This is a genomic window from Micromonospora pisi (assembly GCF_003633685.1).
GTDB lineage: Bacteria > Actinomycetota > Actinomycetes > Mycobacteriales > Micromonosporaceae > Micromonospora_G > Micromonospora_G pisi.
This window is the reverse complement of record NZ_RBKT01000001.1, coordinates 1-16,992: the sequence shown is the minus strand read 5'-3', so window position 1 is coordinate 16,992 and position 16,992 is coordinate 1. Positions and strand designations below refer to the sequence as shown.

Here is a 16,992-nt window from a genome sequence, read left to right as displayed (position 1 = left end):
CATGGCCGCGATGAACCCGCGATAGAGGAGACGTTCGGTGATCGACGTCGTGTTCGTGCTGCTGACAGTGGGACTGTTCGCGGCCCTTGCCCTGGTGGTCCGGGCGGTGGAGCGGCTGTGAACGCTGTCAACCTCGTCGGTCTGATCCTGTCGGCCGCGCTGGCTGTCTTCCTGGTGGTAGCCCTCCTGTTCCCGGAGCGTTTCTAGATGAGTACGACAACCGCGGGCGTGATCTTCATCGTCGTGCTCGCCGCCGCACTGGTCGCGGCCTACCGCCCGTTCGGCGACTACATGTACAACGTGGTTGCCGGCACCCGGCACTCACGGGTCGAGCGCGGCATCTACCGGCTGATCGGCGCGGACAAGCGGGCCGAGCAGTCCTGGGGCGTGTACGCGCGCAGCGTGCTCGCCTTCTCGGCGGTCTCGATCCTCTTCCTGTACGCGTTCCTGCGCCTGCAGGACAAGCTCTGGCTCTCACTCGGCCTCGACCCGGTGACGAACCATGTCGCCTGGAACACCGCCGTCTCGTTCGTCACCAACACCAACTGGCAGGCGTACTCCGGTGAGTCGACCATGGGGCACCTGGTGCAGATGGCCGGCCTGGCGGTGCAGAACTTCGTCTCCGCCTCGGTCGGCATCGCGGTGGCGGTCGCGTTGGTACGTGGCTTCGCCCGTAGCCGGACCGACAAGCTGGGCAACTTCTGGGTCGACCTGACCCGGATCACGCTGCGGATCCTGCTCCCTATCGCGGTGGTCGGAACGGTCGTCTTCATCGCGGCCGGCATGGTGCAGAACCTGCACGGCGGCACCGACGTCACCACGCTGACCGGCGGCACCCAGACGCTCACCGGTGGTCCGGTGGCCAGCCAAGAGGTGATCAAGGAACTCGGCACCAACGGCGGCGGCTTCTACAACACCAACAGCGCGCACCCGTTCGAGAACCCGACCACCTGGACCAACTGGCTCCAGCTGTTCCTGATCTTCGTGATCCCGTTCAGCCTGCCCCGGGTCTTCGGTCGTCTGGTCGGGCAGAACCGGCAGGGCTACGCGATCGTCGCGGTGATGGCGATCCTGGCCATCGCCAGCATCGCGCTGACCAACGCATTCGAGTTGGCCGGTGACGGCACGGTGCCGCAGGCGATCGGTGCGGCGATGGAGGGCAAGGACGTCCGGTTCGGCATCCCGAACTCGGCCACCTTCGGCGCCGCGACCACGCTCACCTCGACCGGTGCGGTGAACTCGTTCCACGACTCGTACACGGCACTCGGCGGCATGATGCCGATGTTCAACATGATGCTCGGCGAGGTCGCTCCCGGTGGTGTCGGTGCCGGTCTCTACGGCCTGCTGATCCTCGCTGTGATCACGGTCTTCGTCGCCGGCCTGATGGTCGGCCGGACCCCGGAGTACCTGGGTAAGAAGATCGGCGCCCGGGAGATCAAGTTCGCCTCGCTCTACTTCCTGATCACACCGACCCTGGTGCTGGCGGGTACGGCGCTCGCGTTCGGTACGGGCAACAACGCCACCGCGCTCAACGTCGGTCCACACGGCCTCTCCGAGGTGCTCTACGCGTTCACCTCGGCGGCGAACAACAACGGGTCGGCGTTCGGCGGTATCACCGTCAACACCGGCTGGTGGGACACGACGCTGGGGCTGGCGATGCTGTTCGGTCGCTTCCTGCCGATCATCTTCGTGCTCGGCCTGGCCGGGTCGCTCGCCCGGCAGAAACCCGTGCCCGCTTCCGAGGGCACGCTGCCGACCCACCGCCCGCTCTTCGTCGGCATGGTCGTCGGCGTGACGGTGATTCTCGTGGCGCTGACGTTCCTGCCCGCGCTCGCCCTCGGCCCGCTGGCCGAGGGCCTGTGACAGACATGCTGAGGAAAGAGAACATGACTACCACTCCGCTGGCCCCCGCCTCGTCGGGTGGGCGCCCCCCGTCGGGCGGGTCCGGCGATCCGAGCAGTCGGATCGGCGGCGGCCTGCTGGACCCGAAGCAGATGCTCCGTTCCCTGCCGGACGCCGTTCGCAAGCTGAACCCGGGCACCCTGTGGCGCAACCCGGTAATGCTGATCGTCGAGGTCGGCGCCCTGTTCACCACGGTGCTGGCGATCGCCGATCCGACCGTCTTCGCCTGGCTCATCACGGTCTGGCTCTGGCTGACGGTGCTCTTCGCCAACGTGGCCGAGGCGGTCGCGGAGGGGCGGGGCAAGGCACAGGCCGCCACGCTGCGGCAGGCGAAGAAGGACACCGTCGCCACCCGGTTGGTCGGCTGGTCGCCGAACACGCCGGCCAGCCGGTTCAAGGAGGAGGCGGTTGCCGCCACCGAACTGCGCCTGGGTGACATCGTGCTGGTTGACGCCGGCCAGATCATCCCGGGTGACGGCGATGTGGTCGAGGGGATCGCGAGCGTCGACGAGTCGGCCATCACCGGCGAGTCCGCGCCGGTGATCCGGGAGTCCGGGGGTGACCGCAGCGCGGTCACCGGTGGCACCAAGGTGCTCTCCGACCGGATCATCGTGAAGATCACCCAGAAGCCGGGGGAGAGCTTCATCGACCGGATGATCGCCCTGGTCGAGGGTGCGAACCGGCAGAAGACGCCGAACGAGATCGCGCTCAACATCCTGCTCTCCGCGCTGACCATCATCTTCCTGCTCTCGGTGGTCACGCTCCAGCCGTTGGCGATCTTCTCCAAGGCGTTCCAGGGCGCGGCACCGGACACCGCGGCGGTCGACGGCAACGGGGTCACCGGCATCGTCCTGGTGTCGCTGCTGGTCTGCCTCATCCCGACCACGATCGGCGCCCTGCTCTCCGCGATCGGTATCGCCGGCATGGACCGTCTGGTCCAGCGCAACGTGCTGGCGATGAGCGGTCGTGCCGTCGAGGCGGCCGGTGACGTGGACACCCTGCTGCTGGACAAGACCGGCACCATCACCCTGGGCAACCGGCAGGCGTCCGAGTTCCTGCCGGTCGAGGGGGTGTCGTCGGCGGAGGTCGCGGACGCCGCGCAGCTGTCCAGCCTGGCCGACGAGACGCCGGAGGGGCGCTCGGTGGTCATCCTGGCGAAGAACGAGTACGGCCTGCGCGAGCGGGAGGCCGGGGTGGTGCCGCACGCCACCTTCGTGCCGTTCACCGCGCAGACCCGGATGAGCGGCGTCGACCTCGGCGCCGAGGGCGGTGCCGACGGCGTCCGGCAGATCCGCAAGGGCGCCGCCGCGGCGGTCATGAAATGGGTACGCGAAAACGGTGGTCACCCGACCGAGCAGGTCGGCGACATCGTCGACGGGATCAGCGGCAGCGGTGGAACCCCGCTGGTGGTGGCCGAACGCGTCGACGGCCAGCCCGCCCGTGCCCTCGGGGTGATCCACCTCAAGGACGTGGTCAAGAGCGGTATGCGGGAGCGCTTCGACGAGATGCGTCGGATGGGCATCCGCACCGTGATGATCACCGGCGACAACCCGCGTACGGCGAAGGCGATCGCGGACGAGGCCGGGGTGGACGACTTCCTGGCCGAGGCGACGCCGGAGGACAAGCTCGCGCTGATCAAGCGGGAGCAGGAGGGTGGCCGGCTGGTCGCGATGACCGGTGACGGCACCAACGACGCCCCGGCCCTGGCCCAGGCGGACGTCGGCGTGGCGATGAACACCGGTACGTCGGCCGCGAAGGAGGCCGGCAACATGGTCGACCTCGACTCGGACCCGACGAAGCTGATCGAGATCGTGGAGATCGGCAAGCAGTTGCTGATCACCCGCGGCGCGTTGACCACGTTCTCCATCGCCAACGACATCGCGAAGTACTTCGCGATCATTCCGGCCATGTTCGCCGGGATCTACCCGGCCCTGGACACCCTCAACATCATGCGGTTGTCCAGCCCGACCTCGGCGATCCTCTCCGCGGTCATCTTCAACGCGATCGTCATCATCGCCCTGGTACCGCTGGCCCTGCGGGGCGTGCGGTACCGGCCGAGCAGCGCCTCCGCACTGCTCGCCCGCAACCTCTGGTTGTACGGGCTCGGTGGGATCGTGGCCCCGTTCATCGGTATCAAGATCATTGATCTCATCATCCAGTTCATCCCGGGGATTTCGTGATGCGTCTACCTTCCTGGATCGCCCAGCATCTGGCCGCGTTCCGCGCGGTGCTGGTCTTCACCGCCCTGCTCGGCCTCGCCTATCCACTCGCCATGGTCGCGGTCGCGCAGATTCCCGGACTGCACAGCCGGGCCGAGGGCTCCCTGGTGCAGACCGCCGACGGCAAAACGGTCGGCAGCCGGCTGATCGGGCAGCTCTTCACCGACGCCGACGGCAACCCGGTGACGCGCTACTTCCAGAGCCGCCCGTCGGCCGCCGGTGACGGCTACGACCCGACCTCCACCAGCGCCAGCAACCTTGGCCCGGAGAGCGTCGTGGACACCCTCGCCGCCAACCCGGACGACGCCTCGCAGAGCCTGCTGACCCAGGTCTGCGAGCGGAGCAAGGCGATCGGCGAACTCGAAGGGGTGAGCGGCGCCCGGCCGTTCTGCACCCCCGACGGGGTCGGCGCGGTGCTGGTGGTCTTCCACCGGGACGGCCTGACCGGTCCGGTCACCCGGGCGGTCAGCGTCAACGAGGCCTGCCCGGCGACCCCGTTCGTCACCACCTACGAGGGGGTGACCGTGGAGTGCGCGCAGATCGACGCGGACTACAGCGGCGGGATCGTCACCCCGATCCGTGGCACCGCGCCGGCCGACCCGGCGGTGCCGGCCGACGCCGTCACCGCCAGCGCCAGCGGGCTCGACCCGGACATCAGCCAGGCGTACGCCCGGCTGCAGGCGCCGCGGATCGCGCGGGAGCGCGGTACCGACGTCGGCACCGTACGGGGGCTGATCGACAAGTACACCACCGAGCGGGCCCTGGGCTTCATGGGCGAGCCGGCGGTGAACGTACTCGAGCTCAACCTCGCCCTGGACCGACAGTTCCCCAGCAACAGCTGACCCCGTCCCGGGGTGGCTCCGAACACAGATGCGGCAGGATCGACTGGTGGCACGTGGACAACTGCGCATCCATCTCGGGGCCGCCCCCGGCGTGGGCAAGACGTACGCGATGTTGGAGGAGGCGCACCGCCGCGCCGAGCGGGGCACCGACGTGGTGGTCGGATTCGCCGAGACCCACGGCCGCAAGCACACCGCGGCGATGCTCGGTGACCTGGAGATCGTGCCCCGGCGGACGATGACCTACCGGGGTGTCGAGTTCACCGAGATGGACGTCGACGCGGTGCTCGCCCGCCGGCCGGAGATCGCGGTGGTGGACGAACTCGCCCACACCAACGTGCCCGGCTCACGTAACGAGAAGCGCTGGCAGGACGTACAGGAACTGCTCGACGCCGGAATCGACGTGCTCTCCACGGTCAACATCCAGCACCTGGAGTCGCTCAACGACGTCGTCGAGCAGATCACCGGCATCACTCAGCGGGAGACCCTCCCGGACGACGTGGTGCGCCGGGCCGAGCAGGTCGAGCTGGTCGACATGACCCCGGAGGCCCTGCGCCGGCGGATGGCGCACGGCAACATCTACCGCGCCGACAAGATCGACGCGGCGCTCGGCAACTACTTCCGGGTCGGCAACCTGACCGCGCTGCGCGAGCTGGCGCTGCTCTGGCTCGCGGACAAGGTCGACGACCAGCTCGACCGCTACCGCAGCGAGCACGACATCGGCGCCACCTGGGAGGCGCGTGAGCGGGTGGTGGTGGCGCTCACCGGTGGCCCGGAGGGCGAGACCCTGATCCGCCGCGCCGCCCGGGTCGCGGCCCGTACGCCCAAGGGCGCCGAACTGCTCGCCGTACACGTCAGCCGCAGCGACGGCCTGACCGGCGTCGACCCCACCCAACTCGCCAAACAACGGGTACTGGTGGAGAGCCTCGGCGGCACCTACCACCAGGTGGTGGGCGCCGACATCGCCACCGCGCTGCTCGACTTCGCCCGTGGGGTGAACGCCAGCCAGGTCGTGCTCGGCGCGAGCCGGCGCGGTCGGCTGGCGCAGATCTTCTCCCGTGGCGTCGGGGTGACCACGGTGGCGCTCTCCGGGTCGATCGACGTACACCTGGTGACCCACGAGCAGATCGGTCACGGCCGTCGCCCACCCTCGGTCACCAGCGCGCTCTCCCGGCGGCGGCGACTGACCGGCTTCGGGTTGGCCGCGATCGGCATCCCGGTGCTGACGGTGCTGCTCCGGCTGCTCGCCAACGATCTTTCCCTGGCCAGCGACATCCTGCTCTTCCTCGGCATGGTGATCGCGGTGGCGCTGGTCGGCGGCCTCTGGCCGGCCCTGCTGGCGGCGGTGGCCGCCTCACTTGTGATCAACTACTTCTTCACCCCACCGCTGCACGCGTTCACCATCTCGCAACGGGAGAACCTGCTCGCACTGGTGGTGTTCCTCCTGGTCGCCGCAGCGGTCAGCGCGGTGGTTGACCTGGCCGCGCGGCGTACCCGGGAGGCGGCCCGGGCCAGCGCGGACGCCCAGACGCTCGCCGTGGTCGCCGGCAGCGTGCTGCGAGGCGCCCGGCCGTTGACCGCGCTCCTGGAACGGCTCCAGGAGACCTTCGGCCTCACCTCGGTCACCCTGCTCGAACGCGCCCCGGAGACGGCGTCCGGACCGGACCGGCAGCGCGACCCCCGGGCCTGGCGGGTGGTCGCCACCGTCGGTTCGACGCCCTGCCTCACCCCGTCCGGCGGGGACGTCGAGGTGCGCGCGGCGGAGGACCTCTCGCTGGTGCTCTGCGGCCGGGTGCTCGACGCCGCCGACCGGCGGGTGGTGGAGGCGTTCGCCGCACAGGCCGCGCTCGCCCTGCGGCAGGACCGCCTCGCCGAGGAGGCGGCGACGGCCCGGCCGCTGGCCGAGGCCGACCGGATGCGTACGGCGCTGCTCGCCGCGGTCAGCCATGACCTGCGTACGCCGTTGGCCTCGGCGAAGGCGGCGGTGACCAGCCTGCGCAGCCACGAGGTCGAGTTCGACGAGTCCGACCGGGAGGAGTTGCTCGCCACCGCGGAAGAGTCGCTCGACCGGTTGACCCGGCTGGTGGCGAACCTGCTGGACATGAGCCGGCTCCAGGCCGGCGTGCTCGGGCTGTCGCTGACCCCGATCGGGTTGGAGGACGCGGTCCCACCGGTGCTCGACGAGATGGGCGAGCCGGCCCGGCAGGTTCAGGTCAGCCTTCCCGCGCACCTGCGAGCGGTCTCGGCCGACCCGGGGTTGCTGGAGCGGGTACTGGTCAACCTGGTCGCCAACGCGTTGCGGTTCAGCCCGCCCGACCGGCCGCCCTCGATCTCGGCCAGCGAGCACGGCGGGCTGGTCGAGCTCCGCGTCGCCGACTACGGCCCCGGGCTGCCGAAGGAGCAGTGGGAGCAGGCGTTCATGCCGTTCCAGCGGACCGGTGATCGGGACAACCACAACGGTGTCGGCCTCGGGCTTGCCCTGTCCCGGGGGCTCGCCGAGGCGATGGGCGGCACACTTGTCCCCGAGGACACCCCAGGCGGAGGGCTGACGATGGTGCTCAGCCTGCCGGCGGCCGAAGGAGAACACGAATGACCGAGCCAGCGGGCGGCCGACCCGTCGTACGTCGCCCCGGTGGTCCGTCGTGACCCGGGTCCTGGTCGTCGACGACGAGCCGCAGATCCTGCGCGCGCTCCGGATCAACCTGCGGGCCCGGCGCTACGAGGTGGCGGTCGCCGCCGACGGGGCGGACGCGCTGCGGTTGGCCGCCAGTCAGCATCCGGACCTGGTCGTACTCGACCTGGGCCTGCCGGACATGGACGGGGTGGAGGTGATCCGTGGGCTGCGCGGCTGGACCAACGTACCGATCATCGTGCTCTCCGGGCGGGCCGGCAGCCAGGACAAGGTGCTCGCCCTCGACGCGGGGGCGGACGACTATGTCACCAAGCCGTTCGGCGTCGACGAACTGCTGGCCAGGGTACGGGCGGTGACCCGGCGCACCGCCGGGGCGGGGGAGACGGTAGCGGCGGTGCGGGTCGGCCGGTACACCGTCGACATGGCCGCCCGGACGGTCCGTGCCGACGACGGGCGGGAGGTACGCCTCACCCCGACCGAATGGCACCTGTTGGAGATCCTGATTCGCAACCCCGGCCGCTTGGTCAGCCAGCGCCAGTTGCTGCATGACGTCTGGGGACCGCAGTACCAGTCCGAGACGAACTACCTGCGCCAGTACATGGCCCAGTTGCGACGCAAGCTCGAGGACGACCCGGCGCGCCCGCGTCACCTGCTCACCGAACCGGGGATGGGCTACCGGTTCCAGCCCGAGTAGTGCCGGGCCCCGCGACCGTGCCCGGCCCAGCGCATCCGGGCCGGGTTCGGCTCAGTGCACCCGGGCCGCGCTGCCGCTGTCCACCCGGGCGGTGATGTCCAGGTGACGTGGGTGCAGGCCGGAGGTGGCGGCGAACCGGTCCACCGCCGACTGCACGTACTCACGCAGGGCGCCGAGCGGGGCCTGCGGGCTGACATAGAGCTTGATCCGGACCTCCGGGGTGGGCGGGTCGCCGGTCAGCCAGACCGAGGCCCGACGGATCTGCGGGTCCCGGGTCAGGTCCCGTTCCAGCCCGTCCGCGAGGGCGGAGCCCTGCACGATCGTGATCCCCGGCCCGGTGTCGTCGGGTTCCGCCCGCTTCCCGGTGACGCTGTTCAGGTCGTACGCGTCCATTCCGGGATGGGATGCCGGGCGGAGCTGTCCGCGTAGCAGGAGCCCGCCGAGGAAGGCGAGGATCAGCCCCAGGGCGATGGTGACGATCGGCCCCCACGGCGAGATGTCCCGGTACAGGCCGCGCAACCCGGTCCAGACCAACGGCGCCCGTTCGTCGATGCCGGGCAGGTGGCCCAGGTTCGCCACCGCGCCGGCCGCGCCGAGCGCGGTGAGCAGTAGACCGACCACGGTCCAGAGGATGCGGTTGCCAGCATGGCTCATGTGGTCCTCCGTTGCCGCGCCAACTGGATGTCGAGGCGGGCGGCCGGCGGTGCGGCCAGCCGGTCGAGTTCCTGCCGGATCGCCCGCTCCACCTGGGGTCGGGTCGCCGGGTCGCCGATCGCCCGGATTCGCGACGACCAGGAGTTGCCGTGCCGGCGTACCCGGGCTCGCGCGTCCCGGACACCCGGGACCCGGTCGGCCGCACCGGCCAGCCGTTTCTCGACCGACCGGCGGTGCAGGTGCCAGCCGTCGGCGAGCGGCACCTCGAGCCGTTGTGGGGTCCACGGACGCAACTGGGTGAGCAGGATCAGCAGGCCGACCACACCCACCGCGATCGCGATCGCGAAGATCACCGGATCGCCCACGGTGGTGCTGGTCAGCGTGTTGAACCAACCCGCCCGGTCGATCAGCAGCGACGGCAGGTCGAGCGCCACCGCCGCGGCCTCGGCGGCGAGCAGCAGGCCACCGCCGAGCAGGATGACGGCCAGCAGCAGCGACGCCAGTCGGTTGACCACCCGCATGGGTTCACCTCCGGGGTTGCGCGGCCAATGCCGCCAGGTCGATGTCGTCGACCACGACCTCCACCGGCCGATCCACACCAGCCCCGGCCAGCACCGCCCGTACGGCAGCCTGGACCCGTTCACCGAGCGGCCCGATCGGCACCGCGTCGACCATGACGTGCACCTCGACCTCGTCACCCAGTCGGATGCCGGAGACCTTGCCACCGGCGAACTGGGTGGCCACCTCGACCGGGCCGCCGGTGGTCAGCTCACGCACCCCGTCGACCGCGAGTACGGCGTCGCGTACCGCCGTGGCCAGTGCGACCCGGTCGCTGCGGTGCTCCGGCTCGGCCGGCGGGGACTTCTCGCCGGCGGGTGCCTTACCGGCGGCCTGTGACTTCTGCGCGGTCATCGTGACCGCATGCCCGGGTTGTTGCCGCCGGAGCCGCTCATGCCACTGTTCTGTTCCCCGGCCACGAAGACATCGTCGACGTTGATGTTCACCTCGATCACCCTGAGGCCGGTCATCGACTGCACCCGGTCGATCACGTTGCGGCGTACCGCGTCGGAGATGTCGACGATGCTCTGGCCGTACCAGGTGACGATGTCCAGGTCCACGGCGGCCTCCCGCTCGCCGACCTCCACCGACACCCCCTGGGTCGACGCCTCGGAACCACCCGGTACGAGGTTGCGTAGCTGGCCGACGCGGCGGGCCACGCCGGTGCCCATGGAGTGCACCCCGGGAATCTCCTTCGCGGCGAAACCGGAGATCTTCGCGACCACACCCTCGGCGATCAGGGTTTTTCCCACGTCGGTGACGAGTTGGGCCCGCGCCGGTTGTCCGCCGCCGGGGACAAGCTGGCTCGGGGACCTGAGCTTTTCCCGGCCATCGGTCCGGGTGTCGGTGTCAGCCATCTGCCGCCTCCTGAACTCGTTCCTGGTCCGGTGCCTTGACGTCGGCGAGGGTCATGAGGTTGGCGAGCGGCGCCGGTTCGCGCTGGCCCGGTCGGCGAGACCGGCCACCGAGAGGTCGCCGTCGATCACCCGGACCGCGAGCCAGCCGACCAGGCCGGCGAGGACCGCGCCCGCCGCCGCACCGAAGCCGGCGACGGCCCACACCGCCGCGATGAGAAAGCCGATCACGAAGCCGAACTGCTGGCGGGACATTTGGTTACCTCCCCGGTGGCGGACGCACGGATCGCCGGTTGCATACACCGGTGGGGCGGATCCGAACCCCGCCCGCCACGGCATTTGGGTGAGCCAGGTCACAACCTTTCGTTCCCGCTACGGGTTTGTTCGTCATCCGCCCTGCTCGGACGGCTTGCCGTGGGCGTGTGCGTCCCGTTCGCGGCCCCGGCCCCGCCGTCCGACGAAGATGTCCGCCAGCGCGGCGATGAACGCGATCAGGACGAAGCCGAGCGCGATGAGCAGGGCGTCCCGGAATGCCCTCGACCACCCGTTGTGGGTCGCGGCGAGCGCGGAGAAGAAGACCGTGCCAACACCGGCGATCCCGGCGGCCGAGCCGATCCGTTGTCCGGTCTGCAACATCCCGGCCGCCGCCCCGCCCCGCTCCACCGGCACCTCGGCGAGGGTCAGGGTCTGGTTCGGTGTGATCACCAGTCCGCTCCCGATCCCGGCGAGCAGCAGCGGTGCGGCGGTCGCGTACGGGGCGCCCCGGCCCGGCACGAAGTGCAGGGCCACCATGATGCCGACCAGCGCGATCGCGACCAGGACCAGGCCGATCGCGACGAGTGGCCGGCCGAACCGGTTGACGATCCGGCCGCCGAGGATGGCGGAGAGCGCGGAACCGACCGCGAACGGCGTCACCGAGATGCCGGCGGCCAGCGCGCTGTAGTGGAGGCCGTTCTGCAGGAACAGGGTGAAGATGAAGAAGAGCGCGGTGAAGCCGGCGAAGTAGAGCAGGGCGATCAGGCTGCCCAGGCTGTATGACCGGCGCTGGAAGAGCGCCAGGTCGAACAGCGGCTCGCCGCGTCGGCGGTAGCGCCGCTCCCAGTGGACGAATCCCGTGAGCACCAGTGCCGCCGCCGGGATCAGCAGCCACTTGAGCCAACCCTGCCACTGCCGCTCCTCGATCAGCGGCAGCAGCAACAGGGTGACACCGATCCCGAGCAGCAGCATCGCGACCGGGTCGAGGCTCTGTCGCGGCCCCGGGCGTTGTACGGGCAGCACCCGCCGGCCGAAGATGATCGCGGCGATGCCGACCGGCACGTTGACGAAGAAGACCAGACGCCAGCCCTCGTGGCTCCCGACCAGTGCGATCAGCAGACCACCCAACAGCGGGCCGATCGCGGTGGAGATGCCGATGACCGAGCCGAGCAGGCCGAACGGCCGTCCCCGCTCCGAACCCTGGAACATCTGCTCGATCATGCCGACGACCTGCGGGTTGACGATCCCCGCCGCGGCGCCCTGGAGCAGTCGCGCGGCGATCAGCCACTCCGGTGAGGTGGCCAGCCCGGCAGCGGCGCTGGTCACCGTGAAGAGGGCGAGGCCGGCGATGAACACGTTGCGGCGGCCATGGATGTCGCCGAACCGGCCCGCCGCGACGAGGACCAGGCCGAAGGTCAGCGCGTACCCGGAGAGCACCCACTGCAGTTCGTTCGGGGACGCCTTGAGCGCCCGTTCGATCGACGGCACCGCGACGTTGACGATGCTCACGTCCAGCAGGGTCATGAACGCCGCGATCAGGCCCACCGCCAGCGCCAGGTTGCGCTGTCGGTTCACCCCGGGCGGGTCCTTCCGGGTGCCCTGGCCGCTAGGCGGCTTGATGTGCGCACCACCGCGGGCCGAAGTCGAGACCGGCCAACGGTGAGTCCTCGCGGTGCAGCAGGTTCTTCGCCGACAGGTTGTGCAGCGGCGCGGTCAACTGCTCCTCGGCGAGCCCGGACTCGTCGGCGATCGCCCCCGGGTAGGGGACCTGCCCCTTCGCCTCGAGCGCGGTGACTGCGGCGTACACGCGTTCCTCAAGGTCCGATAGCTGTACTTGTCGCATGGGAAGCTCCTCCGCTCGACCACACTGTCGGGCACCTCACAGCCGGGCAAATACCCGGCCACAAGCCGATGATTCCCGACCGGCGGGGCGTACATGAGAGGTTTGCCGTCCTTGCCGTCGGCGGCTTTCCCGGGCCCGCTCCCATGCCTGCGGACGGGCCGGAGCCCCGGCGGGGTGCCGGGGCTCCGGTGCGGAAGGTACGACGGATCGTGCCGTCAGACGGCGAGGGTCCAGCTGTTCAGGTAACCGGTGTCGAGGGTGGCCGCGTCCTGCACCCGGAGCTTCCAGGTGCCGTTGGCGGGTTCGCTCGAGAGGTTCACGGTGAAGGTCTGGTTGATGTTGTCGGTGCTGCCACCGGCGCGGTTGTGCAGCACGTAGGCGCTGCCGTCCGGCGCGACGAGGCTGACGACGAGGTCGCCCTTGTAGGTGTGCACGATGTTGACCGCCACGGTGGCGTTGGTCCGGCCGTTACGGGCACAGCCGGAGATGGTGATCGAGCTTTCCACCGTGCTGTTGTCCGGGATGGTGAGGTCGTTGCCGTTGGTCTGGGTGCAGCCCGGCGCCCCGTTCACGGTCAGCGAGTACGTGGTCGCCTGGGTGGTGACCGGTCCTGTTCCGGTGATGGTGACCGGGTAGGTGCCGGGCGGGGTGGCGGTGGTGGTGCTGATGGTCAGCGCGGAGGAGCCGCCCGACGTGACCGTGGCCGGGCTGAAGCTGGCGGTCGCCCCGGCGGGCAGGCCGCTCGCGCTCAGCGCCACCGACTGCGGGCTGCCGACGGTGGTGGTGGTGCTGACCGTGGCGGTCGCCGACTGGCCCGGGTTGACCGTACCGGCGGCCGGGGCCACCGCGATCGAGAAGTCCTGGGTCGGCGGGACCACGTTTCCGATGTAGAGCAGCTTGTTCGGGGAACCCGCACCCGGGTTGGTCACCACACCGTTGGTGGCGTCGTTGACCAGCTTGTCCCGTACCTGCTGCGGTGTGTAGGCGGGGCTGGCCGACAGCACCAGGGCGGCGGCGCCGACCACGTGCGGGGTGGCCATCGAGGTGCCGCTGATGGTGTTGGTCGCGGTGTTGCTGGTGTACCAGGCCGAGGTGATGCCGCTGCCGGGGGCGAAGATGTCCAGGCAGGTGCCGATGTTGGAGTACGTCGCACGGGCGTCGTTCGACTCGGTCGCGCCGACCGTGATCGCGTTCGGGGTGCTGGCCGGCGAGACGTTGCAGGCGTTGGAGCTGTACTCGTTGCCGGCCGCGATGCCGTACACCACGCCGTCGGCGATCGACCGGGTGACGGCGTCGTTGACGCCCTGGTCGAAGGGGCCGCCGAGGCTCATGTTGGCGACCGCCCGCTCACCCGGGTCGTGGTCGCCGGTGACCCAGTCGATGCCGGCGATGACGCCCGCGTACGAGCCGCTGCCGCCGTTGTCCAGCACCCGTACGCCGACCAGGGTGACGCCCTTGGCGACCCCGTAGGCGGTGCCGCCGACCGTGCCGGCGACGTGTGTGCCGTGCCCGTTGCCGTCGTCGGCACTACCGCCGTCGACCGCGTCGAAGCCGGTGACCGCCCGTCCGCCGAAGTCGCTGTGGGCGAACCGGATGCCGGTGTCGATGATGTACGCCCGGACTCCCGCGCCGTTGTTCGGGTAGGTGTAGGAGTTGTTCAGCGGTAGATTGCGCTGGTCGATGCGGTCCAGGCCCCAGGAGGGGGTCGGGGTCTGGGTCGCCGCCATGTGGACGGTGTGGTTCTGCTGGACGTACTTCACCGACGGGTCGGCGGCGAGTCGCTTGGCGGCGGATTCGGAGAGCCGTACCTCGAAGCCGCGCAGCGCGTGCTGGTAGGTACGGGCGACGCTGCCACCGTGCCGTTTGGCCAGGCTCCTCGCGTTGTCGGTGACCTTGGACTGGGCCACCGAGGCGTCCTTGAACACCACGACGTACGAGCCGGCGACCGCGGTGGCGCCACCGGCCCGCAGGATCTGTCCCTCGGCGGGTGCGGCGGCGACCGGGCTGGCGAACGCGACCGCGGCCGTCGCCACGGCGGTGACGGCTGCTCCGATGCGCCAGCGGCGCCCGGGTGACCCTGTGTGTGTCATCCCTTGTGCTCCCCTTCGATGGTCGGCCGGTGGGCTTGTGATCCACCGATCGATGGTTCCGGGTAACTGATTGGGGGAAATGCTAGGGGCAATCTATTGAAATGTAGAGATGTATGATTTGGTCGCCGGGTCGCGTATTCTGTGCTGTTCCGCTTTGGTCGATGGCGGAGTGGTCGGCATGCCTGACGAGGCCAGGACGGCTGTCGGTTGCCCTTGAGTGAACCTGAGTGGAGCCGGGAAATGGTTCACGTTTGAGTGTCGGTAAATGCATTCCGCGACACAACGGGCGCAGGATCCGAAACGTGGATCGGTGCAAACATAGGCCACTGGCAATCACGGTGAAACAAATATGTGCCTCTGTCGGGTTCCCGGAGGTGGCATCCCGGCGTCACGGTCAGCACGACCGTCCTCCACAGAGGGTGTTCCTCTAGGCTGCTCCCGTGACCGCATGTGACGTCGCCGTCGTCGGCGCCGGGCCGGCCGGACTCTCCGCCGCCTACGCCGCCGCCCGGGCCGGTGCCCGCACCCTGGTACTGGAGCGGGCCGAACACCCCCGTTACAAGACCTGCGGCGGTGGCCTCATCGGCACCTCGCTCGCCGCCCTCGACGGGCGGATCGAGGTCCCCGCCGACGACCAGGTGCGGAGCGTGACCTTCACTCACGACGGTCGGCGTGGGTTCAGCCGTGACCACGGGGCGCCGCTGGTGCTGATGGTGCGCCGCCCCGAGTTCGACGACCGGCTGCGCCGGGCCGCCGCCGACGCGGGCGCGGAGATCCGCGAGCGGGTCACCGTACGCGCCATCGAACAGGACCCGGACGGTGTACGCATCCGGCTCGCCGACGGCACGGAGGTGACCGCCGGCGTGGTCGTCGGCGCCGACGGATCCTCCGGCATCACCGCCCGCCACGTGGGCGTCGAGTACGACCAGGTCGACCTCGGGCTGGAGTTGGAACTGCCGGTCCCGTCCGCGTTGCAGGAGCGGTGGCGGGGCCGGCTGCTGCTCGACTGGGGACCGATCCCGGGCTCGTACGCCTGGGTCTTCCCGAAGGGTGACGTGCTCACCGTCGGTGTCATCGCCGAGCGCGGTCAGCCCGAGGCGACCCGACGCTACCTGCGGGACTTCGTCGACCGGCTCGGCCTCGCCGGGATCGACCCGATCCACGACTCGGGTCACCTGACCCGTTGCCGTACCGACGGTTCGCCGCTGCGGCGGGGCCGGGTGCTGGTCGCCGGTGACGCCGCCGGTCTGCTCGAACCGTGGACCCGCGAGGGGATCAGCTTCGCGCTCCGCTCCGGTGCGCTCGCCGGCGTCGCGGCCGCCAGCGGCGACCTCGACGGTTACGTCACGGCGGTGCACGAACAGCTCGGCCCGTCGATGGCGGCCGGGCGGCGCCTGCTCGGCGCGTTCACCCGCCACCCGGGGGTCTTCCACACGGTGGTCGCGACCCCGCCGGGCTGGCGGATGTTCGCCCGGTTCTGCCAGGGCGAGGCGTCCTTCCAACGGACCCTTACCCGCACACCGGTGCGCGCGGCACTCGCCCTCCTCGGCTCCTGACTGGCCGGATCGGCGCTTGCGAACGCCGCCGAGGACGACAGCCCGAACCTGTGGTCGGCGCCCTCCATCCTGGTGACGGGGTGGTCGCGCCTTGTGAAACCGGGTGACAATGGGGCGGAACGAGGAGGCCGCCATGGCGACAGGTGAGGAATCCGTCGAACACTTTTCGGACGAGGAACTGGCGTACCTGCGTCACCTGCGGTTCGGGCAGTTGCCCCCGCGGGTGTTGCCGGAGGACCACGTACCACTGATCGAGACGGACCACCGTCCGGACCGGCCGGAGCCCACCGGCGGCGAGGACGAGTGGATGCTCCGCAACGCCGGGGGCTGATGCCGCATGCCCAGGATCCTGGTACCGCTCGGTGCGGCGACCGGTGTCGCCGGCAGCCTACTTTCCGTCGTCGTGCCGTGGGCAATGTACGGCAGCTTCGACATCCCCCTGACCCGGTTCCCGGGCTGGCAGGTCTACGCGGCGAGCGTGCTCGCGCTGCACAGTTGTGTCACCTGGGCGCTCCTCGTTCCGGCCGGCCGCCGCTCTGTCCTACCACTCGTGGTCGGCGCGGCCAGTGGATTCGTCGCTGCCGGTTCTGCGATGGCCCTGGCGTTCCGGTACGACGACGGGAGCGCGCTGTTTCCCGGCGTCGTACCCGCGGTGTGGCCGACGCCCGGCCCGGGCCCGGCGGTCGCGCTGCTGGCGATCGCCTTGGCAATCGGTGCCGTACTGGCGTCCCGCCATCGAAGCGGCCCGACCCGCACCGGTTCCGCCGTTGTCTAGTCTGGGCGTCTCGGCAGCCGCATGACACGGGGGATTTCCAGGGTGCAGACGCCGCAGAACCGTGGTCCCCGCCAACGCGGACCACGATGGGTCGGCGGGTGGACCCGGGGGCTGACGACCA

At 70.3% G+C, this 16,992-nt stretch carries 17 protein-coding genes; 9 read left to right on the top strand and 8 right to left on the bottom strand.

What is annotated here, in order from left to right; all coding sequences use genetic code 11:
• Positions 1 to 117 precede the first annotated feature (117 nt).
• From kdpF to BDK92_RS00060, 6 genes are read left to right on the top strand one after another with little or no spacing between them, the layout of a single operon-like run.
• Complete coding sequence (gene kdpF / locus BDK92_RS00085; RefSeq protein WP_121153428.1) at positions 118 to 207, top strand: K(+)-transporting ATPase subunit F; 90 nt, start codon at positions 118 to 120, stop codon at positions 205 to 207.
• Complete coding sequence (gene kdpA, locus BDK92_RS00080) at positions 208 to 1,863, top strand: potassium-transporting ATPase subunit KdpA (RefSeq protein WP_121153426.1); 1,656 nt, start codon at positions 208 to 210, stop codon at positions 1,861 to 1,863. It abuts the gene before it with no gap.
• Positions 1,864 to 1,886: 23 nt separating this feature from the next.
• Entirely contained in the window at positions 1,887 to 4,082 is a 2,196-nt protein-coding gene (kdpB, locus tag BDK92_RS00075; RefSeq protein WP_121153424.1) for a potassium-transporting ATPase subunit KdpB, read from the top strand.
• Entirely contained in the window at positions 4,082 to 4,963 is an 882-nt protein-coding gene (locus BDK92_RS00070) for a potassium-transporting ATPase subunit C (RefSeq protein ID WP_121153422.1), read from the top strand. The genes kdpB and BDK92_RS00070 overlap by 1 nt, the downstream gene beginning before the upstream one ends.
• 46 nt (positions 4,964 to 5,009) lie before the next feature.
• Positions 5,010 to 7,553, top strand: a complete 2,544-nt coding sequence (locus BDK92_RS00065) for a sensor histidine kinase (RefSeq protein ID WP_121161391.1) — start codon at positions 5,010 to 5,012, stop codon at positions 7,551 to 7,553.
• 49 nt (positions 7,554 to 7,602) lie between these two features.
• Positions 7,603 to 8,286 (top strand): response regulator, encoded by a 684-nt coding sequence (locus BDK92_RS00060; RefSeq protein WP_121153420.1) that lies wholly within the window; start codon positions 7,603 to 7,605, stop codon positions 8,284 to 8,286.
• Between the two features lie 51 nt (positions 8,287 to 8,337).
• Here the strand turns inward: BDK92_RS00060 and BDK92_RS00055 are convergent, their stop codons facing one another.
• From BDK92_RS00055 to BDK92_RS00020, 8 genes are all read right to left on the bottom strand, one after another.
• The gene (locus tag BDK92_RS00055; RefSeq protein ID WP_121153418.1) at positions 8,338 to 8,940 is read right to left on the bottom strand and encodes a hypothetical protein; all 603 of its coding nucleotides are present in this window, start codon (positions 8,938 to 8,940) and stop codon (positions 8,338 to 8,340) included.
• A complete protein-coding gene (locus BDK92_RS00050) occupies positions 8,937 to 9,461 on the bottom strand; it encodes a DUF6286 domain-containing protein (RefSeq protein ID WP_121153416.1) in 525 nt (174 codons plus the stop codon). Before BDK92_RS00050 ends, BDK92_RS00055 begins: the two co-directional genes overlap by 4 nt.
• A gap of 4 nt (positions 9,462 to 9,465) precedes the next feature.
• On the bottom strand, positions 9,466 to 9,852 hold the full coding sequence (locus BDK92_RS00045) for a hypothetical protein (protein WP_211348966.1): 387 nt from the start codon (positions 9,850 to 9,852) through the stop codon (positions 9,466 to 9,468).
• On the bottom strand, positions 9,849 to 10,355 hold the full coding sequence (locus BDK92_RS00040) for an Asp23/Gls24 family envelope stress response protein (protein WP_121153415.1): 507 nt from the start codon (positions 10,353 to 10,355) through the stop codon (positions 9,849 to 9,851). Before BDK92_RS00040 ends, BDK92_RS00045 begins: the two co-directional genes overlap by 4 nt.
• A 51-nt stretch (positions 10,356 to 10,406) precedes the next feature.
• A complete protein-coding gene (locus tag BDK92_RS00035; protein ID WP_121153413.1) occupies positions 10,407 to 10,607 on the bottom strand; it encodes a hypothetical protein in 201 nt (66 codons plus the stop codon).
• Between the two features lie 132 nt (positions 10,608 to 10,739).
• Positions 10,740 to 12,182 carry an MFS transporter gene (locus BDK92_RS00030; protein WP_281278611.1) on the bottom strand — a complete coding sequence of 481 codons (1,443 nt, stop codon included), beginning with the start codon at positions 12,180 to 12,182 and terminating at the stop codon, positions 10,740 to 10,742.
• 31 nt (positions 12,183 to 12,213) lie between these two features.
• Positions 12,214 to 12,450: a hypothetical protein gene (locus BDK92_RS00025; protein ID WP_121153411.1), complete on the bottom strand. Its 237-nt coding sequence runs from the start codon at positions 12,448 to 12,450 to the stop codon at positions 12,214 to 12,216.
• A gap of 215 nt (positions 12,451 to 12,665) precedes the next feature.
• Entirely contained in the window at positions 12,666 to 14,540 is a 1,875-nt protein-coding gene (locus BDK92_RS00020; protein WP_121153409.1) for a S8 family peptidase, read from the bottom strand.
• Positions 14,541 to 14,980: 440 nt separating this feature from the next.
• Between BDK92_RS00020 and BDK92_RS00015 the strand changes: the two genes are divergently transcribed.
• From BDK92_RS00015 to BDK92_RS00005, 3 genes are all read left to right on the top strand, one after another.
• On the top strand, positions 14,981 to 16,096 hold the full coding sequence (locus BDK92_RS00015; RefSeq protein ID WP_121153407.1) for a geranylgeranyl reductase family protein: 1,116 nt from the start codon (positions 14,981 to 14,983) through the stop codon (positions 16,094 to 16,096).
• Between the two features lie 133 nt (positions 16,097 to 16,229).
• Complete coding sequence (locus BDK92_RS00010; protein ID WP_246016680.1) at positions 16,230 to 16,427, top strand: hypothetical protein; 198 nt, start codon at positions 16,230 to 16,232, stop codon at positions 16,425 to 16,427.
• A 6-nt stretch (positions 16,428 to 16,433) separates the two neighbouring features.
• On the top strand, positions 16,434 to 16,871 hold the full coding sequence (locus tag BDK92_RS00005) for a hypothetical protein (RefSeq protein ID WP_121153403.1): 438 nt from the start codon (positions 16,434 to 16,436) through the stop codon (positions 16,869 to 16,871).
• Positions 16,872 to 16,992: the final 121 nt, after the last annotated feature.